Origin of the sequence: Bradyrhizobium sp. (assembly GCF_052389815.1) — a bacterium.
Lineage (GTDB): Bacteria > Pseudomonadota > Alphaproteobacteria > Rhizobiales > Xanthobacteraceae > Bradyrhizobium.
On sequence record NZ_JBQTHN010000230.1, the window covers coordinates 1 to 18,470 of the forward strand.

Consider the following 18,470-nt stretch of genomic DNA (forward strand, 5'->3'; position numbering starts at 1 on the left):
GAACTGGTCGAGCTGGCCGGCGAGCGAGGGCATGTTCTCCATCTGCGAGATGCCATTCTCGCCGTGGCAGGCGACGCAGAGCTGCGCCTTCTCCTTGCCGGCTGCGATGTCGGCGGCGTGGGCGGACGGCACGCCCGCGACGACTGCAGCGATTGCGATTCCAAAAAGCAACCTGCGCATTTCAAACTCCCTCGTCATGCCCGGGCTTGACCCGGGCATCCATCCCCTTCGCAAGAGTCTCGTGAAGTCCGATGGATTGCCGGGTCAAGCCCGGCAACGACAGACCAAGCAGAAAGCCGCGGCTGCTTCTTCAAGCAACCGCAGCCTCCGATGGTTCCCTCGTTCTACTTGCTGTAGCTGATGCGATAGATCGCACCGGCCCAGTCGTCGGCGACGAGGATCGAGCCGTCCTTGGCGATCACGATATCGGCGGGACGGCCGAGATAGCCCTTGTCGCCCTCGAGCCAGCCTTCGGCGAAGATTTCCGACTTGGCGTCCTTGCCGTCGGGCCCGACGGTGACGCGCTTGATGCGCGCGCCCTGGTATTTGTGGCGGTTCCACGAGCCATGTTCGGCGATCAGGATGTTGTTCTTGTACTCGGCGGGAAATTGATCGCCGGTATAGAACTTCATGCCGAGCGGGGCGACATGGGCGCCGAGCTTGACGACTGGCGGGGTGAACTCCTCGCACTTGTGCCCCATCGCGAATTTCGGATCGGGCAGGTCGCCCTGGTGGCAATAGGGATAGCCGAAATGCTCGCCGATCTTGGAGATCATGTTGAGCTTGTCGCTCGGCAGATCGTCGCTGACCCAGTCGCGGGCGTTCTCCGTGAACCAGAAACGGCCGGTACGGGGATCGACGTCGCCGCCGACGCTGTTGCGCACGCCGAGCGCCCAGATTTCCGCGTTACCGGTCTTGGGATCGACGCGGCGGACCTGCGAGACGCTGGTCGGCGGAAGGCCGATGTTGAAGGGCGGGCCGAACGGCAGGTAGAACCAGCCTTCCTTGTCGACCGCGATGTATTTCCAGCCATGCGGGACATAGGGGGGCATGTCGTCATAGACCACCTTGCCCTTGCCGAGATTGTCGATGTTGGCCTCGGCGTTCTCGTATTTGTAGAGCTTGTCGATATCGATGACGTAGAGCGCGCCGTCGTGGAAGGCGACGCCCGTCGGCATTCTCAGCCCCTTGATCACGGCCTTGACCTCGCGCTTGCCGCCCTTGTCGGTGACGGCGTGGATGGTGCCGAGATCGAACGTGCCGACGAACAGCGTGCCCTTGTCGCCCCACGCCATCTGCCGTGCCTGCAGCACGCCCGGCGCCCAGAGCTCGATCTTGAAACCCTGCGGCAGTTTTATCTTCTTCAACGACGCGGCGATCTCGGCCTCCGGGATACCGGTCGGCGGCCCCGAGGGCGGCGCGAGACCTTTCTGGGCCTCGGTCTCGTCGCCGAGGAACCAGTCGGGCGGCGGATTTTTCCAGAAACCCGGCGTACCCGACTCGTATTTTTTCAGAGCTCTTCCCTTGTCCTTATCCTGCGCGTCGGCAGGCCCTGCCACCGCTACCGCGAGCGTCGCCGCAAGCGCAAATACACATCCATTGATAACCGATTTCATCGCGTCCACTCCCCTATGCAGCCCGAAGGCCCGCGTTATTGTTTTGTGTCGAGAGACGAAACGTCAGTAGGTCTGGCCGAGCAGCCAGACGCAAAAGCCTATCACATCCGCCGCGCGTGAGAAGCGAAAGGCTCGCCTGCCGACGCGCGGCGATCATGCAATCGGATCGAGTCGTCGCGATGCAGTTCGCTTTGAGACAATTTTGTGATCTGCACCTTGCGGCGCAGCAAGTGGGCACGCTTCCACAAACCGGCGTGTTGTCGCAACGAGGCGGCGCGCGCGACTATCGTCGCGTCACCACGAGGTCGGCGGCGCCGCGATTGCGCTTGTAGAACATGTCGTACAGTCCGGGGATGCCGATCACGGCGTCGTTGACGAAGACGAACAGCTCGCCGTTGCGCGTCGCCCTGATCGGCGCCTGCAAATAGGGATCGTCGGGATCGGGTTCGATGAAGGTCTCTTCGCCGCCGACGCGGCCGTAACGCAGCACGACATGGAACCAGTCCTGCGTGGTTTCGCGCCGCAGCGGCACCGCCAAACCGAGAATCATGCGGTGATACCAGGTCGGCGGATCGGCCGGAGAGAAGCCGCCGAACGGCACGGGAATCGTGCCATCGCTCCAGCTCTCCCCTGGCACCGGCTTGATCTCGACGAGATATCGCGCCCCTCGCTCCATCATGATCCCGGTCGCCTTGCAGAGTTCGGAGGTATTGAAGCGAATGGGCCCGGAAGTATCGCCCCGCGCACCCAGCTCCCTCGTCGCCGCGCTCTCGTCGCAGGTGAGGCCCGCCACGTCCTGCACGTTGAAGAGCAGATGACTTGCAAGGCCGGCGCCGAGATAGACCAGCAGCAAGGCGAAGAAGGCAGGCGCCCAGCGGTATTTGAGGTTTTTGTGGAAGGCGGCGTAGCCGCTGCTGCTGCGCAGCCGGTAGATGAAATTGTTCGGCAGGCCCGACGGCGCGTTCGGAACTCCGCGCCAGATCGTGCCCATATTGACCGAGATGCGATCGGCGATGCGCGTTCCCCACCACATCAGGCCGGCTACGAGAAGCGCAAGCAGGATGAACCAGCCCGGCGCGCGGGCATAGCCGTCGATCCAGGTCGAGGCGAAGCCGGGCAGGAAGGCGCCCACGATGCGGATGAGGTCCGAGACCCAGCGAATCGGGCTGGTGAATTCGTCCTGGCGCGTGGCGGAGCTGACCAGCGGAAACACCAGCAGCCACAAGGTGGCGCCGACCGTGGCGAAATAGACGATGCGTCGCTTCCAGATATCGTTCCAGACATGCTCCTGCGCGTCGCCGCGCGCCTTGGCCTCCTCGTCTTCCTCAACTCCGAACTGCGACGGCGTCAGGATCGCGCCATCGTTTTCGCGAACGACGTCATAGACCCGCGGCAGGCCCACCGGCGCGTAGGCATGCGCGCGATTGTCGATGCGTCGAAACGCCGACTCGTGGATCTTCGGCCGCCAGATCACGACCCGGTCTTCCCCATCGCCTTTCCGGGCGTAGCTCGCGTTGCAAAGCTGCTCGAGCTTGCGCGGCCCGTAGCGATAATAGGCGCCGAGGCCGGCGCGAGGATCGTAGATGCGGCCATCCTTGTCGCGCCGGGACATCGCATTCTTGAACGTATCGGGGTCCGCCACCAGCGCCGGCGGCAACGCGGCGTCCGACTTGAACTTCAGGCCGCAACGCTGCGCCTCGGTGATCATCCAGACGAAGGGAATGTAGGCCAGCGAATCGTCGGGATAGCCGCCGCCGACGTTGGAATGCACGCCGGCGAACCAGACCTGGCTGAGCTGCTCGTCCCTGACGTAGCGTTCCTTGCCCGGATCGACCGGCGCGGCAGGCACGTCGCCTTCGTTCCACAGCTCGGGATGGAACGTGGTTCGCTCCTCGTCCAGCGCCAGCGCCTGGCAGGCGCGCGTCACCCGGTCGCGCGGCAGGGTGTGGGTGGGAAGCTCGAGCGGCCAGATGAAGCGGCTGATGCCGCGCGTCATCTCGTCCAGCGGCGCGCCGTAGGCGGCCACCGTATCCCATACGCCCACGAAATGGATTTTCGCGACCTGCCGGTTTTCATTCCTGTCGTATTTGTCCCGCAGAAACAGGTCGCGGCCCCGGCGAAAGACATTCTCGACGCCGAAGATGGTGTGGTAGCGCTCGCGCCGGTAGGCGCGATAGGCCGCGCGGGCCTTCTCGTCGAGCTCCTTCTCGTTTTGCGCCGCGACCAGGCCCTGATTGAGGATCAGCCCGCCAACGACGCGGATGGTGAAGGCACCGCGGCTGAAGCCGAAGCCGAAGAAGCGATCGCCGTCGTCGCGATAATTGCGGCAGGCGAATTTGTAGATGTCGATGACGTTGCGCTTCAGCCCGAAGCCGAAGGCGCCGCCGAGGATCGCCCACGGCTTGAACGAGGACGTGCCAACGCCATCGTCGTAGAAGGCGACCTGGTCGCTGTCCGACAGGTCGAGCGCCTCGAACGTGCGCCAGACATTGGTGCGCCAGACCTTTGCGCTGGAATTGCCGGTGCCGTCGGACAGCAGAACGATGTTTCGGCTCATGGGCTGCCCCCGCCGTATCGTTGAACGCGCAATCTCAGGTTTAGAGAATGGCACATCGGCGCAGCGGGAAAAGCGATCTGCCTCACAGAGACTGAAATAAAGTGTGGGCCGCCCGAACGAAGCTGGCGGAAGAAACTATGGAAGCCCCTTACGGCCTGCTCATGCCGCGGCCCTCGATCGCGGCTGTCGCCGCCGGGCCTTTCAGATAATCAGTCCACGCCTGCGCCGCTTCGAGCTTCTCTAAGAGAAGGATTGTCTTCCGGTGAGTGTGGCGGCAGGATTGAGCTACTTTCGCGTGTTAAGTAGTTTGAGGCTGCTGGGGGTACATGATGGCCACTTACGAAATCATCGTCACGGATGTAACTTGTTATGGAAGTTTGTACTGCGTCGCAGGGTGGGACCGTATATCGAACCGGATGATCCGTCCCGAACCGCAGGGCGCAAATTCAAGGGATGAAGCCTCTCGATTTTGGAATGCAGCCTATGCGGGTCCAGGTAAGACCTTCTCAGTCGGAAATGTCGTTCGGTTTGACGCAACCAACCCTCTACCGGATTTTCTGTTTCCGCATGCAACTGAGGATCGAATTGTAGATATGGGCACTCCAATGCACGTCTTGGAGACGCTTAACCCGGCCGCGATGGTTCAAGCCGTTGCGGCTGGGACTGCTGCCTCTCTACCGCTGGCGTTCGATAACGCGCTGGTGCGCGTGAATTCCAAAGCGTATGTCCCAACGGGCAATAAGGGGCGTTCGCTTGGCGCAATTGAAATTCCGCCGTCAGACATTATTTTCTTTGAGCACCAGTGGCAGAATGAGAATCCTAAGCTGCGTGCCCGCGTGACAAGCGCCGGACGGGTTTATGACCTGTCTGTGCCAGCGGAGGCGGCCCGGACTCGTTGGCGCTCTGCTGGGCTTGCAGCAGTAAAGGCAGATGTCAAAGCCAGCACTCGAGTACACATTCGCGCAGGTTTGTCACGGCCAATGCAATCAAGGCCAAACGAATGCTATTCTCAGTTGAATGGAGTAATCCTCCTCTAACCCTTGCAGCAACAGAAAACGAAGACAACTATGACATCTCCGCTTGAAGTCTTGTCCATAGGACATTCGAGCATGTCCTATGAGGAGTTTGTAAGATTGCTGCGAAGTGCATCCGTGACGGCTGTCGCGGACGTTCGATCGACCCCATTTTCTCGTCGCAACCCTCAATTCAATCGCGACACGCTTCGAGAAGAATTGCGCATGGACGGCATTGCTTATGTGTTTCTTGGTGAAGAACTGGGTGGCCGTCCGAAGGAGCGTCAATACTTTTGTGATGGCGTCGCTGACTACGAAAAGATGGCCAAATCGTCCGACTTTGAACGTGGTCTGCGTCGGGTATTCGAAGGAAGCAAGCAGTATCGCGTTGCCTTGATGTGTTCAGAGCATGATCCTTTGGAATGTCATCGGTGTCTGCTTGTGGGGAGAGCGCTGCACGAGCGAGGAGCGACCGTGAGACACATTCTCCCAAACCAACTGTTTTTGGATCAGGCAGAGGTCGAGCGACGCCTTGTCCAACTATCCCGGCACGACGCTGCCGACTTGTTTCAAAGCTATCGAGAGCGTGTGGCGGAAGCCTACAGGAAAAGGGCGAACAAGGTTGCCTACTCTGAGCCCACTTCCGGCTACCGACCCTCCCCGCGGCACCCAGATTGAGCGCGGAGAAGCCAGTTGGATAGGTTCAGGGTTTCCACGATTGGGTTCACCAAGACAAGTGCGAAATCGTTCTTCGACAGGATCAAGAGATCGGGAGCAAAGAAGGTCTTGGACGTTAGGCTCCACAACACCTCTCAGTTGGCAGGATTTGCCAAGGCTGACGACCTACGATTCTTTCTGAGAGAGATTTGTGGTGCGGACTACTTGCATGAGCCGCTTCTCGCTCCCACCGATCAGATGTTGAAAGCGTTTAAGCGAGATAAAGGGGATTGGCCGACCTACACCAATCGTTTTCTAGATCTAATGTCTGACCGCCAGATCGAAACGCGTTTTAGCCCAGAGATGTTTCAAGACAGTTGCTTGCTATGTTCAGAAGCGACTCCACACCACTGCCATAGAAGACTTGTCTGCGAATATCTTAACGAGAAGTGGCACGGGTCACTCGAAGTAAAGCACCTATAGTTTGCAATCGTTTCTTTCAGAGTTCGTAGGGCTCGCCCTTTCGAACCTTTCGAACCAAGACTACTGCGTCCTCGGAATACTTGTGAAGAATGCTTTTTCCGTACTTCATTGCGCAGTGGTATTTATTATCACTTGCTTTCAGATCGAACTTATCTTTCGCCTTCACGCGATCAATCGCCTCTTGGGCCGTGCTCCAATAATTCCCACCCAACTTCTTAGCAACGCCGGTCAGCGTGTATGGGTATCCGGCCCGGTGGAAACTACCCCGAACCTACCCCGAGCGTGAAACGCGAACAGCCGTACTCCCCGCAGGGAGTGACTAAGTCATTGCGCGGATTTGAAGCGATTGGAGCGGGCGAAGGGGCTCGAACCCTCGACCCCGACCTTGGCAAGGTCGTGCTCTACCACTGAGCTACACCCGCATCCGAGATGGCGGCGACTGGTGCGCCGGCAACGGCGCACCTATGCCAAATGCGCACTGTGAATGCAACACTTCTGCGAAGCGTTAAAATCCGCCCCTCGCGGGGCGATTTAGGCGGAAATGGTCGCCAGATACCCCGAAATCAAGTCCGGGGCCGGTTCCCGGCGATTGAAAATGCCGGTGGCCGGCTCCAACTAGGGCAAATCGACCCCACGCTGATTCCGGCCCGGCCGTGCTAGAAGGGGCGCCATTCATTGAGGACAGCAGGCGAGGACATCGTGACCATTGTAGAGCAGGGCGGCGGAGCGCCGCAGGCAGCCGGCGACCTCATCAAGGAAACCACCACCCAGTCCTTCGTGAAGGACGTGATCGAGGAATCGAAGCGCCAGCCGGTGCTGATCGACTTCTGGGCGGAATGGTGCGGCCCCTGCCGCCAGCTCACCCCGATCCTGGAAAAGGCGGTCCGCAATGCCAAGGGCCGGGTCAAGCTGGTCAAGATGAACATCGACCACCATCCGGCCATCCCCGGGCAGATGGGCATCCAGTCGATTCCGGCCGTGATCGCCTTCGTCAATGGCCAGCCGGCCGACGGCTTCATGGGCGCGGTGCCGGAAAGCCAGGTCAACGCCTTCATCGAGCGGATCACCAAGGGCGTGCCGGCCGCGGGCGAGCCCAACATCGCGGAGATCCTGACCGAGGCCGAGGCGGTGCTGGCCGACGGCGACGCGGCGGGCGCGGCGCAGATCTATGCCGAGGTGCTTGGGCTGGATTCGACCAACATCGCCGCGTTGGCGGGCCTTGCCAAATGCTACGTCACCACCGGCGCCATCGAGCAGGCCAGGCAGACGCTCGGCATGGTGCCGGAATCCAAGCGCAACGACGCGGCCGTCAAGGCCGTGCAGGCCGCCATCGAGCTCGCCGAGCAGGCCAAATCGGTCGGACCGGTCGCCGAGCTCGAACAGAAAGTCGCCGCAAACCCGCTCGATCATCAGGCGCGCTTCGACCTCGCCACCGCGCTGAACGCGGCAGGCAAGCGAGCCGAGGCGACCGCGCAGCTGCTGGAGATCGTCAGGCGCGACCGCAAATGGAACGACGACGGCGCGCGCAGGCAACTGGTGCAACTGTTCGAAGCGTGGGGCGGCGCCGACGAGGCGACCGTCGAGGGACGAAAGAGACTGTCGACGATCCTGTTTTCCTGACACTCGGTTACTCGAGGCAAAGCGCCGGGACAGCTCATGCCGATCAATGCCGAATATCGCGGACCCGGCGAGCTGCCGGAGGTGATTGCGGTGTTTCCATTGCCCGGCGCGCTGCTGTTGCCGCGCGGGCAGATGCCGCTCAACATCTTCGAGCCGCGCTATCTCGCCATGGTGGACGACGCCTTCCGCGACGGCCATCGCCTGATCGGCATGATCCAGCCGGACGTCACCCATTCGAGCGACAGGAACCCGGTGCTGTTCCGCGTCGGCTGCGTCGGCCGCATCACCCAGCTCGCCGAGACCGGCGACGGCCGCTACATCCTCGAGCTGACCGGCGTGTCGCGCTTCAGGGTGATCGAGGAGTTGTCGGTGCTGACGCCCTACCGGCAATGCAAGGTGGACTTCTTCGCCTTCGCCGACGACTTCATCGCGCGCAAGGGCGAGGAAGCGGTCGATCGCCAGGCGCTGCTCGACGTGCTCACCGATTTCCTCAAGGCCAACAATCTGAACGTCGACTGGGAAGGTGTCGAGAGCGCGCCCAACGAGGCGCTGGTCAATGCGCTGGCGATGATGTCGCCTTACGGCCCGGCCGAGAAGCAGGCGATGCTGGAAGCGCCCGACCTGAAGACCCGCGCGGAGATTTTGATCGCGGTCACCGAGATGGACCTCGCCAAGAAGCGCACCAGCGGCGAGCCGGGGCTGCAGTAGGGCGATCGTCGTCATCGGGCTCGACCCGGTGACCCATCTCCTTCGGATGAATTTTGAGTAGGTTGATGGATGCGCGGGTCAAGCCCGCATGACGAGCGTGTCACGCCGCCTTGCGCGTCCCGGCAAACCGACGCCTCAGCCAATCCTTCCACGACAGCGTGCCGCGCACGCCGTTGCTTTTCACAAAACCCATGCCGCGCGCCGTCTTTTCGGAAACATGGACCGGCATGACCGTGCGATGCATGGCGCGCGCCGCCAGATATTGCCTTGCGTGTTCGACGAGGCTGAGGTCCTCGGGGCCGCCGATCTCCGCCCGCACGCCACGTTCGCCGTCGAAGGCGCAACGCGTGAGATGATCGGCGACATCGGTCGTGTCGACCGGGTTGCAGACCGCTTTCGGCACCGGCCAGACCGGAAGCCAGCCGAAGCCGGCGAGCATGCGTTCGAGCAGGTAGTAAAACGGCGTCGCGCGGACCACCGACCAGGGCAGGCCGGACTCGCGGACCATGCGCTCGCCCTTCAGCTTGACGCGGGCGTAGGGCAGCGACGCCTCGTCGAGGCCGACGATCGAAACATGGAGAAAGTGCTGCACCGAGACCTGCTGCGACAGGTCGAGCAGCCGCCGCGTGCCTTCCGCGTCGACATCGGAAGGCGACGTGAAGAAGTCGACCGGCCGGAAGCCGCCGCGCCGCGCGACCGGCGAATGCGTTGCCGCATTGATCACGGTGTGCACGCCGCGCAGCGCCATCGGCAGCCCCTCGCCGGTGGCGAGATCGCCGATCGCCCATTCGACGTCGTTACGCGAACGGCGCGTGCGGGCAAAGACTCGCACTTGGTGGCCATCGCGCACCAGCCGATCCACGAGATCCTGCCCGAGATGGCCGGTTCCGCCGGTGACGAGAACAAGGGTCATGGCCCGCTCCTTTGTTCTCAGCCGCCCAGAGGGTGAGGTTCCGCGGCTAATCAACCGGCGGGAGCGCGGAGGGTTTCGCGGGTCGGGTCGGTGACGCCGCAACGGGCGACGGGTTCCGCCGGCCTATCGTTGTTGAGCACGATCTTTCGGAAAACCGCTTCACACTTTTCCGGATCATGCTGCTAGTAGCCGGCGGCCGCCAGCACGACCACTGCGGCCAAGGCCTTCCAGCCGAACCCGCGGCCGCGCGACCACCAGGCGTTGGCGATGGCCGCGAAGGCGTAGACCGCAATGATGGTCGCGACGATCCAGTGCCGCGCGCTGTCCGATCCCATACTGGGGGCGGCGATCAGGAGCACGCCGCCGCCGATCCAGGCGACTGTCCCCGCCTGCCAGACCAGCCGGATCAGCGTGCGCAGGCTTTCCGGCGCGATGGTCGCCCTGGAGAACACCTTGGTTTCCCCCAGCACACCATGGATGAGGGCAACGACGATGCCGGCGACGCCGGCACATTGCAGGATCAGATCGCGCATGGGACCTCCACCGGCATCCATACAGTAGTGTACGGAATAACGGCCGCACTGGCGCTTGTCAATACAGTTGTGTATGGTGCTTGCCTCGCGAGGCGGGGACCATGGCGGATCAGCTTTCGGCGCAGGATTGGGTCGACCAGGGCCTGAAGACGCTGGCAAAGAGCGGCTTCACGGCACTGAAGGCCGAGCCGCTGGCAAAAGCCATGGGCGTCTCGCGCGGCAGCTTCTATTGGCACTTTGCCGATATCGGCGCCTATCACGCCGCGATCCTCGATCGCTGGCGCGACGTCGCCACCGAGCAGATCATCGCCAGCGTCCAGGCGGCCCTGGACCCGGACAAGGGCGAAGACCCGCTTGCCATGCTGCTCAAGCTGACCTTCGGCGGCAGGCTTGCGCTGGAGCGGGCGGTACGAAGCTGGGCCGCCAACGATCCGCAGGCACACGATGCCGTCGTCGCCGTCGATCGCCGCCGGCTCGACTATGTCGAGTGGCTCCTGAAACAGGCCGGGCTTGCCGAGGACGTCGCGCGCGCCCGCGCGCAAATCCTGTTCTGGACCTTTTTCGGCTTCGCCCTGTCGAACCAGCCGCTGCCGCCGGACCGGCAGCAGGCCGTACTGGACGAACTCCTGCAAATTGTCGCGCGCTGAAGGGATATGTTAGAGCCTCTCCACGCAATGGAGTTACCTAGATGAACGCCCAGCCCGAGCGGCCCGAATCCAGCGTCGATCCCAAGCTTCTGGAAATCCTGGTCTGCCCGCTGACCAAGGGCCCGCTGGAGTTCGACGCCGCGAAACAGGAGCTGATCTCGCGCTCCGCCAAGCTCGCCTACCCCATCCGCGACGGCATCCCGATCATGCTGCCGGAAGAGGCGCGGAAGATCGAGTGACGGAGCGGCGAATGGTGAGTAGCGAATAGCGAATAGACCATTCGCTACTCCCCATTCGCTATTCGCCTTACAGCGCCTCGCCCTTCAGTAACCGCGGCACTTCGCCGGTGAGGCCAGCGGCCTGCCGGATGAACAGGTTCTTCAGCGGCGGGGCGCGGTCGACGAGACCCAATCCGATGTCGCGCACGGCGCGCAGCAGTTTCGATTCGTTGGAGAACAGCAGGTTCAACGAATTGGTGGCGACCCCCATCGCCATGGTGTCGAAGCGGCGCCAGCGCTGGTAGCGCTCGAGCACGCCCGCGCTCCCCGGATCCATGCCGAGCCGCGCCGCATCGACGACGACCTCGGCGAGCGCAGCGACATCCTTCAGGCCCATATTGAGCCCCTGCCCCGCGATCGGATGAATCACATGCGCGGCGTCGCCGACCAGCGCCATTCGCTCGGCGATGAAGGAGCGCGCGACGAAATAGCCGAGCGGGAAGGCGCGCGGCTTGTCCAGTGCCTCGATCTCGCCGAGGTGCAGCCCGAAACGCTTCTCGAGCTCGGCGTGGAAGTCGTCCTCGCTCAAAGCCTCGATGCGCGCGGCTTCCTTGCGCGTCTCCGTCCACACCAGCGAGGAACGCTTGCCCGTCAGCGGCAGGATCGCGAAGGGACCGGCCGGGAGGAAATGCTCCTCGGCGCGGCCGTGGTGGTCGCGCTCGTGGCCGACGGTGACGACGATGCCGGATTGATCGTATTCCCAGCCATGGGTGACAATGCCCGCCTGCTCGCGCAGTTTCGAGCGCGCGCCGTCGGCGGCAACCAGAAGGCTCGCGGCTATGGTGGCGCCGTCCGCCAGCACGACGTCGATGCCGTCGGCGCTCGACTCGAAGCTGTTCACCGCGGTGGCGCGAAGGTCGACGCCGGCGGCCTCGGCACGCGCGGCGAGCGCGTCGATCAGGTGGCGATTTTCGACCATATGCGCGAACGGCTCGCCCGGCTCGACTTCGCCGCCGAAGGTCAGGAACACCGGACGCGTGGCGTCGGCGAGCTGCGAGTCCGTCACCACCATGTCGAGCATCGGCTGCGCCTTGGGCGCCACCTCGTCCCACACCCCGAGCGCCTCGAACAGCCTGCGGCAGGCCGCGACGATCGCGGTGGCGCGCGGATCGCGGCTCGGCCGCACGCCGAGCGCCGGATCGGCGACGACCACGGGAATATCGGGACCCAGCCCCTGGCGCAGCGCCAGCGCCAGCGCCAGCCCGGCAAACGCCCCGCCGCAAATCACTATGCTTCGCTGTGCCGTCATGGAAACCCGCGTACTCTTACTCTTGCCCCCGGAGTATAGCTGGGCGAAACAGGTTCACCAAACAAGGCCCTTCGGGCCGTCATTCCGGGGCACGCGAAGCGTGAACTATGGGGCGCAGTTGCGCCCCTGAGAATCTCGAGATTCCGGGTTCGATGCTGACGCTTCGCCCCGGAATGACAGCTGTTGTTGGTCCGAGACGAACTGAAAGCATCCGCATGTCCAAAAGCCTGATCGACCTGCTCGCCATCCTCGACCTCGAACAGCTCGAGGTGAATCTGTTCCGCGGCAACAGCCCGAAGACGAGCTGGCAGCGCGTGTTCGGCGGGCAGGTGATCGGACAGGCGATGGTAGCGGCATGCCGCACCGTCGAGGGACGCTTGCCGCATTCGATCCATTGCTACTTCATCCTGCCGGGCGATACGCAAATACCGATCGTCTACCAGGTCGAGCGGTTGCGCGACGGCAAGAGCTACTCGACCCGCCGCGTCACCGCGATCCAGCACGGCAACGCGATCTTCTCCATCATGGTTTCCTTCCATGCCGAGGAGGAAGGCGCGTTCAACCACCAGGAAAAGATGCCGGACGTGCCGCCGCCGGAGAAACTCACCGCCGAGGAAGTTTCCAAGCAGCCGATGTTCAAGGAGATGCCGGAATTCATCCGCCGGTACTACGAGTCCGATCGCCCGATCGAGCTGCGCCCTGTCGAGCTCGGCCGCTATTTCGGCCAGAAGATCGACGACGGCCGCATCCATGTCTGGATCCGGACCGCCGCGAAATTGCCCGACGATCCGGCGCTGCACATGTGCGCGCTCGCCTATGCGTCCGACTTCTCTCTGCTCGATGCGGTGATGGCGCGCTACGGCCGCACGCTGTTCGACAAGCGCATGATGCCGGCCAGCCTCGACCACGCAATGTGGTTTCACCGCCCGTTCCGCGCCGACGAATGGCTGCTCTACGCCCAGGATTCGCCGAGCGCGCAGGACGGCCGCGGGCTGACCCGCGGCCTGATCTTCAAGCCCGACGGCACGCTGGTGGCCTCCGTGGCGCAGGAAGGCTCGGTGCGCCAGCGGAAATCCTAGCTTACGCGAACGCTGCCCCGCGCGGCGCCAGCTCGAACTGAGAGACGTACCAGCGCGCGTACCACCGCAGCATCCACGGGATCGGAATGATCAGCGAGCCGAGCAGTGCAAGCACGATCGAGCGCCACAGCACCTGCAGACCGGACCCGTTGAAAAGGATCTCGCGCCGCGTGCCGCTGATGTTGCGGCAGATCCAGCGCAGCATGGCGGTGATGACCCAGGCCCAGCCGATGATGGTGATGAAGGAGACGATCAGCAGGACCTGCCAGCCGATATAGCCCCAGATGCTGCCGTTGAAGGCTGTTGGAATCTTCTGGCCGTTCGAGGCGAGATTGTCGACTGCCCATCGCAGGACGAACCAGGACACCACGGCTTGCAGGACGATCGCGATGATCTGATAGAGGGGATCGTAGGCGCCGACGAGGCCCAGCAGCGCCAGCAGGATGAACGCCCACCAGATATCGCCGACCTGGCCGGTGAACGAGAAATTGGACCGTCCCGGCACCTGAACGCGCGACGCGAACCAGCGGTAGAACCAGACCGCAACCCAGGGCGCTGGAATCACCAGCAGCATGCCGATGATGTAGGCCAGGGTGCGGCCGAGCAGGCCGAAGAGCGGCAAGTCGGCCGACAGCGCATTGCCAGGCGAACCAGCCGCACCGGTCATCGGCAGCGACCCCCCTTGCGGCAATCCCGGCGGGCGCCCCGCCGCGCTCGGCGCCAGGCCCGGTATTTCGGCCGCCTTCTGCCAACCCGCCATGCCCTCGGTCCACACCAGGGTGTCGGCCCGCACCGTGCCATTGGCGATGAGATCGCGGAACTGGGATTCTGGGTATGGACCCTGCTGCTGGCCGTTGGCGGCATAGAACCATTGCTTCGACATTGGCGTCTCCTCGGGGAATTCTTCAGGCGGCGGCCGGAATCTGGGCGGGCTGGACGGTGCGGCCTTGGAAAGCCCGCATTCTGGCGGACGATCCGCCTGCCTGTACAGAGAGGCAACTGTCCGCCGCAAATGATTCCACTTACCCCTGCAAGTTTTTTGTGCCATTTGCACAGAAAGATGCCAGATTTGGATTGGCAAACTTCGCCGGGCGGTCAAACTGCCCAAAACATGATGGAATGAAGGCCCCATGAAGCTCGTCGTCGCGATCATCAAACCGTTCAAGCTGGACGAGGTCCGCCAGGCCCTGACCGCCATCGGCGTCCACGGCATGACCGTGACCGAGGTCAAGGGCTACGGCCGCCAGAAGGGCCACACCGAAATCTATCGCGGCGCCGAGTATGTCGTGAACTTCCTGCCCAAGCTGCGCATCGAAGTCGCCGTCGATTCCAACGTCGCCGACAAGGTCGTCAACGTCATCACGCAGGGCGCGCGCACCGGGCAGATCGGCGACGGCAAGATCTTCGTCACGCCGATCGACCACACCGTGCGCATCCGCACCGGCGAGACCGACAGCGACGCGCTCTGACATCTGTCTCAAAGCGCGCCCGCCGGAGACGGCCGAAGGTGCGGACAAGAATTTGCAAGTTGGTAATGCCGGGGAAAATATCATGGGGGCTCACTCACGCGCCGTGAGGCGGTTGGCGTTGTTCGGATTCTCGACGCTGGCAACGCCTGCCTTTGCCGAAACTTCCACCATCAATGCCGCCGACACCGCCTGGATGATCGTCGCCACCGCTTTGGTCCTGATGATGACCATCCCGGGCCTGGCGCTGTTCTATGCCGGCATGGTGCGCAAGAAGAACGTGCTCGCCACCATGGCGCAGAGCCTCTCGGCGGTGGCGCTGATCTCCATCCTCTGGGTCGCCTACGGCTACTCGCTCGCCTTCGTCGGCGACGGCAGCTGGATCGGCACGCTCGACCGCTGGTTCCTCGCCGGCATGACCATGGAGACGGTCAATCCGGCGGCGAAGACCATTCCGGAAGCGCTATTCATGCTCTACCAGATGACCTTTGCGATCATCACGGTGGCGCTGGTGGCGGGCTCGGTGGCCGACCGCATGCGCTTTTCCGCCTGGCTGTGGTTCTCGGTCGGCTGGTTCACCTTCGTCTATGTGCCGCTGGCGCATTGGGTGTGGGGCGGCGGCTTCCTGCAGACCATGGGCGTGCTCGACTTCGCCGGCGGCCTCGTCGTGCATCTGTCCGCCGGCATCGGCGGCCTGGTTGCGGCCAAGGTGCTCGGCAATCGTCATGGCTATGGCGCCGAGAACCTCGCGCCCTACGATCTCGCGCTCGCGGTGATCGGCACCGGCATGCTGTGGGTCGGCTGGTTCGGCTTCAACGGCGGCTCGGCGGTGACGGCATCGCCCCGCGCGGTGATGGCGATCACGGCGACGCACCTGTCGGCCTGCGCAGGCGCGCTGACCTGGGCTGCGCTGGAATGGTCGACGCGCCGCAAGCCGTCCGTGCTCGGCATGATCTCCGGGGCCATCGCAGGCCTCGGAACCATCACGCCCGCCTCCGGCTTTGTCGCGCCGTGGGCCGGCATCCTCATCGGCATCGCCGCGGGCGCCGTCTGTTTCTGGGCCTGCACCTCGCTGAAGCAGCGCCTCAACTACGACGATTCGCTCGACGTGTTCGGCGTCCACGGCATCGGCGGCATCACCGGCACCCTGCTCTGCGGTGTGTTCGCGGCCAAGGCGATCGGCGACAGCTCGGGACTGCTCGAGGGCAACCCGCAACAGCTGCTCACCCAGTTTTACGGCGTTGCCATCGCCTTCGCCTGGACCGCGGTCGTCACCTACGTCCTGCTCAAGCTGGTCGGCGCCTTTGCGCCGCTCCGGGTCTCGCTGCAGCAGGAGCTGGAGGGCCTGGATATTTCGCAGCATGGCGAGGCCCTGCAGTAGCGACTTTATTCTGCTACCGTTTCCCTGCACGCCCCGTGGGCATGATTGTGTCGACACACGGTCATGCCCACGCTTTGGGCATTGTTGATTAGACTTTAGGCGCGGCGGAATAGCGCACTTCCTGCGAGTGCCAGGGAACCGCGAAAACGTCCGGATTCATAAACCGTTAGGGAAGCCGGGCGTTCTGGCACGGCATTTGATTCTACGGGGCCAGGCTGTGCCCGCGTAGTGAACTCTCCGCGTGGTGACGTCCATCCAGACCGCCCGGGGGTGCCGGGTCCAAGCGGGGATAAACCCAATGAAAATTGTTATGGCGATCATCAAGCCATTCAAGCTCGAAGAAGTCCGTGACGCCCTGACCGCCATCGGCGTGCACGGTTTGACGGTGACCGAAGTCAAGGGATACGGCCGGCAGAAGGGTCATACCGAAATCTATCGCGGCGCCGAATACGCCGTGAGCTTCCTGCCCAAGATCAAGATCGAAGTCGCCGTCAATTCGGATCAGGTCGACAAGACCATCGATGCGATCACCTCGGCTGCCAAGACCGGCCAGATCGGCGACGGCAAGATCTTCGTCATCAACCTCGACCATGCGGTTCGCATCCGCACCGGCGAGGCCGATGCCGCTGCCCTCTGATTTCGCGCTCAACCCTACCACCCAGGAGTAAGACAAAATGACGTTCAAACGTCCCTATAGCGCGGGATTGGCGGCGCTCGCAGCCGGCCTGTTCGTTGCGACCGCAGCGTATGCCGAGCCAACCGTCAACAAGGGCGACAACGCCTGGATGCTGACGTCGACGGTTCTCGTGCTGTTGATGACCATCCCGGGCCTGGCGCTGTTCTACGGCGGTCTGGTCCGTTCCAAGAACATGCTCTCGGTGCTGATGCAGGTGTTCTACACCGTCTGCATCGTCACCGTGCTGTGGGCGCTCTACGGCTACAGCCTCGCCTTCACCGGCGGTTCCGACTTCATCGGCGGCTTCTCGAAGGCCTTCCTGATGGGCGTGACGACGGATTCCAAGGCCGCCACCTTCAGCGTCGACGCCAACATCTCGGAACTGATCTTCATCTGCTTCCAGATGACCTTCGCGGCGATCACCCCGGCCCTCATCGTCGGCGCCTTTGCCGAGCGCATGAAGTTCGCGGCGTTGGCGCTGTTCATCCCGCTCTGGGTCACCCTGATCTACTTCCCGATCGCCCACATGGTCTGGTATTGGGCCGGTCCGGATTTGATCACCGACGCGGCCAAGGCGGTTGCGGCGGCGACGGACGAAGCCGCGAAGAAGGCGGCACAGGCCAAGCTCGACGAAATCATGGCCGACGCAGGCTGGATCTTCAAGAAGGGCGCGATCGACTTCGCGGGCGGCACCGTGGTGCATATCAACGCCGGCATCGCCGGTCTCGTCGGCGCGCTGCTGATCGGCAAGCGCACCGGCTACGGCAAGGAGCTGATGGCCCCGCATTCGCTCACTCTGTCGATGGTCGGCGCCTCCCTGCTCTGGGTCGGCTGGTTCGGCTTCAACGCCGGCTCGAACCTCGAAGCCTCGGGCGGCGCGGCGCTCGCCATGACCAACTCCTTCGTCGCAACCGCGGCGGCGGCGCTGGCCTGGATGTTCGCGGAATGGATCGTCCGCGGTCACCCCTCGGTGCTCGGCGTCATCTCCGGCGCGGTGGCCGGCCTCGTCGCGGTCACGCCCGCCGCCGGCTTCGCCGGCCCGATGGGCGCGATCGTGCTCGGCCTCATCGTCGGCGTGGTCTGCCTGTTCTTCGTTACCGTCGTGAAGAATTCGCTCGGCTATGACGACTCGCTCGACGTGTTCGGCGTGCACTGCATCGGCGGCATCGTCGGCGCGCTCGGCACCGGCATCCTGGTCAACCCGGCCCTCGGCGGCACCGGCGTCATGGACTACGTCGCCGGCAAGGTCGCCGACTACGACTTCGTGGCGCAGATGACCTCGCAAGTCTGGGGCGTATGCACCACGCTGGTGTGGTCCGGCGTCGGCTCGGCGATCCTCTTCAAGGTCGTCGACGTGATCGTCGGCCTGCGCGCCACCGTCGAAGTGGAGCGCGAGGGTCTCGACCTCACCGACCACACCGAGCGCGCCTACAACATGTAATCTCCCACGGGCGCGGCGCTTCCGGCGCCGCGCCCAGAACTGCGGTCGGGGCACATACCCGGCAATGCCCTGACCGTCGAGGGGCTCCAGCGCAAGTTGGAGCCCCTTTCTTCTTGTCGATTGTTGGCTTCGTTGCTTTGCGCTCCCGCGAAT

Annotated in this window: 18 protein-coding genes, 1 tRNA gene and 1 pseudogene; 12 read left to right on the forward strand and 8 right to left on the reverse strand. The window is 63.4% G+C overall.

The features are described from left to right. The 3 genes from ACT4OC_RS30440 to ACT4OC_RS30450 form a co-directional block, all read right to left on the reverse strand. On the reverse strand, positions 1 to 180 hold a 180-nt coding region (locus tag ACT4OC_RS30440; RefSeq protein ID WP_444842771.1), incomplete at its 3' end, for a c-type cytochrome. Positions 181 to 344: 164 nt separating this feature from the next. After that, entirely contained in the window at positions 345 to 1,616 is a 1,272-nt protein-coding gene (locus ACT4OC_RS30445; protein WP_444842772.1) for a PQQ-dependent sugar dehydrogenase, read from the reverse strand. A gap of 283 nt (positions 1,617 to 1,899) precedes the next feature. Then, positions 1,900 to 4,173, reverse strand: a complete 2,274-nt coding sequence (locus ACT4OC_RS30450) for a DUF2235 domain-containing protein (protein WP_444842773.1) — start codon at positions 4,171 to 4,173, stop codon at positions 1,900 to 1,902. Between the two features lie 329 nt (positions 4,174 to 4,502). Between ACT4OC_RS30450 and ACT4OC_RS30455 the strand changes: the two genes are divergently transcribed. The 3 genes from ACT4OC_RS30455 (at position 4,503) to ACT4OC_RS30465 (ending at position 6,326) form a co-directional block, all read left to right on the forward strand. Beyond that, positions 4,503 to 5,210: a dual OB domain-containing protein gene (locus tag ACT4OC_RS30455; protein WP_444842774.1), complete on the forward strand. Its 708-nt coding sequence runs from the start codon at positions 4,503 to 4,505 to the stop codon at positions 5,208 to 5,210. A gap of 72 nt (positions 5,211 to 5,282) precedes the next feature. Next, entirely contained in the window at positions 5,283 to 5,864 is a 582-nt protein-coding gene (locus ACT4OC_RS30460; protein WP_444842775.1) for a DUF488 domain-containing protein, read from the forward strand. Positions 5,865 to 5,879: 15 nt separating this feature from the next. Further along, positions 5,880 to 6,326 (forward strand): DUF488 domain-containing protein, encoded by a 447-nt coding sequence (locus ACT4OC_RS30465; RefSeq protein WP_444842776.1) that lies wholly within the window; start codon positions 5,880 to 5,882, stop codon positions 6,324 to 6,326. 347 nt (positions 6,327 to 6,673) lie between these two features. On the opposite strand, the gene ACT4OC_RS30470 is transcribed toward ACT4OC_RS30465, so the two are convergent. Beyond that, a tRNA-Gly gene (locus tag ACT4OC_RS30470) sits at positions 6,674 to 6,748 on the reverse strand. A gap of 277 nt (positions 6,749 to 7,025) precedes the next feature. Between ACT4OC_RS30470 and trxA the strand changes: the two genes are divergently transcribed. Further along, complete coding sequence (gene trxA / locus ACT4OC_RS30475; RefSeq protein WP_444842777.1) at positions 7,026 to 7,946, forward strand: thioredoxin; 921 nt, start codon at positions 7,026 to 7,028, stop codon at positions 7,944 to 7,946. Between the two features lie 36 nt (positions 7,947 to 7,982). Beyond that, positions 7,983 to 8,654 carry an LON peptidase substrate-binding domain-containing protein gene (locus tag ACT4OC_RS30480; RefSeq protein WP_444842778.1) on the forward strand — a complete coding sequence of 224 codons (672 nt, stop codon included), beginning with the start codon at positions 7,983 to 7,985 and terminating at the stop codon, positions 8,652 to 8,654. 100 nt (positions 8,655 to 8,754) lie between these two features. On the opposite strand, the gene ACT4OC_RS30485 is transcribed toward ACT4OC_RS30480, so the two are convergent. Then, positions 8,755 to 9,567 carry an SDR family oxidoreductase gene (locus ACT4OC_RS30485; protein WP_444842779.1) on the reverse strand — a complete coding sequence of 271 codons (813 nt, stop codon included), beginning with the start codon at positions 9,565 to 9,567 and terminating at the stop codon, positions 8,755 to 8,757. Between the two features lie 182 nt (positions 9,568 to 9,749). Further along, positions 9,750 to 10,100 (reverse strand): hypothetical protein, encoded by a 351-nt coding sequence (locus ACT4OC_RS30490; protein ID WP_444842780.1) that lies wholly within the window; start codon positions 10,098 to 10,100, stop codon positions 9,750 to 9,752. 101 nt (positions 10,101 to 10,201) lie between these two features. Between ACT4OC_RS30490 and ACT4OC_RS30495 the strand changes: the two genes are divergently transcribed. Then, complete coding sequence (locus tag ACT4OC_RS30495; protein ID WP_444842781.1) at positions 10,202 to 10,747, forward strand: TetR/AcrR family transcriptional regulator; 546 nt, start codon at positions 10,202 to 10,204, stop codon at positions 10,745 to 10,747. 41 nt (positions 10,748 to 10,788) lie between these two features. Further along, positions 10,789 to 10,986 carry a Trm112 family protein gene (locus ACT4OC_RS30500; RefSeq protein ID WP_444842782.1) on the forward strand — a complete coding sequence of 66 codons (198 nt, stop codon included), beginning with the start codon at positions 10,789 to 10,791 and terminating at the stop codon, positions 10,984 to 10,986. 67 nt (positions 10,987 to 11,053) lie between these two features. Here the strand turns inward: ACT4OC_RS30500 and ACT4OC_RS30505 are convergent. After that, positions 11,054 to 12,283 (reverse strand): annotated as a pseudogene (locus ACT4OC_RS30505) (ubiquinone biosynthesis hydroxylase); the annotation flags it as partial. A 206-nt stretch (positions 12,284 to 12,489) separates the two neighbouring features. On the opposite strand from ACT4OC_RS30505, the gene tesB reads away from it, so the two are divergent. After that, positions 12,490 to 13,353: an acyl-CoA thioesterase II gene (gene tesB / locus ACT4OC_RS30510; protein WP_444842783.1), complete on the forward strand. Its 864-nt coding sequence runs from the start codon at positions 12,490 to 12,492 to the stop codon at positions 13,351 to 13,353. 1 nt (position 13,354) lies between these two features. Here the strand turns inward: tesB and ACT4OC_RS30515 are convergent, their stop codons facing one another. After that, positions 13,355 to 14,236, reverse strand: coding sequence for a DUF4339 domain-containing protein (locus ACT4OC_RS30515; RefSeq protein WP_444842784.1), 882 nt, complete (start codon positions 14,234 to 14,236; stop codon positions 13,355 to 13,357). Positions 14,237 to 14,483: 247 nt separating this feature from the next. Between ACT4OC_RS30515 and ACT4OC_RS30520 the strand changes: the two genes are divergently transcribed. The 4 genes from ACT4OC_RS30520 to ACT4OC_RS30535 all read left to right on the forward strand — a co-directional run bounded on the left by ACT4OC_RS30520 (position 14,484) and on the right by ACT4OC_RS30535 (position 18,317). Next, positions 14,484 to 14,822 carry a P-II family nitrogen regulator gene (locus ACT4OC_RS30520; RefSeq protein ID WP_444842785.1) on the forward strand — a complete coding sequence of 113 codons (339 nt, stop codon included), beginning with the start codon at positions 14,484 to 14,486 and terminating at the stop codon, positions 14,820 to 14,822. An 82-nt stretch (positions 14,823 to 14,904) separates the two neighbouring features. Beyond that, positions 14,905 to 16,200: an ammonium transporter gene (locus tag ACT4OC_RS30525; protein ID WP_444842786.1), complete on the forward strand. Its 1,296-nt coding sequence runs from the start codon at positions 14,905 to 14,907 to the stop codon at positions 16,198 to 16,200. A 298-nt stretch (positions 16,201 to 16,498) separates the two neighbouring features. Then, positions 16,499 to 16,837: a P-II family nitrogen regulator gene (locus ACT4OC_RS30530; protein WP_291616254.1), complete on the forward strand. Its 339-nt coding sequence runs from the start codon at positions 16,499 to 16,501 to the stop codon at positions 16,835 to 16,837. A 37-nt stretch (positions 16,838 to 16,874) separates the two neighbouring features. Then, complete coding sequence (locus ACT4OC_RS30535) at positions 16,875 to 18,317, forward strand: ammonium transporter (RefSeq protein WP_444842787.1); 1,443 nt, start codon at positions 16,875 to 16,877, stop codon at positions 18,315 to 18,317. The last annotated feature ends 153 nt before the right edge of the window (positions 18,318 to 18,470 follow it).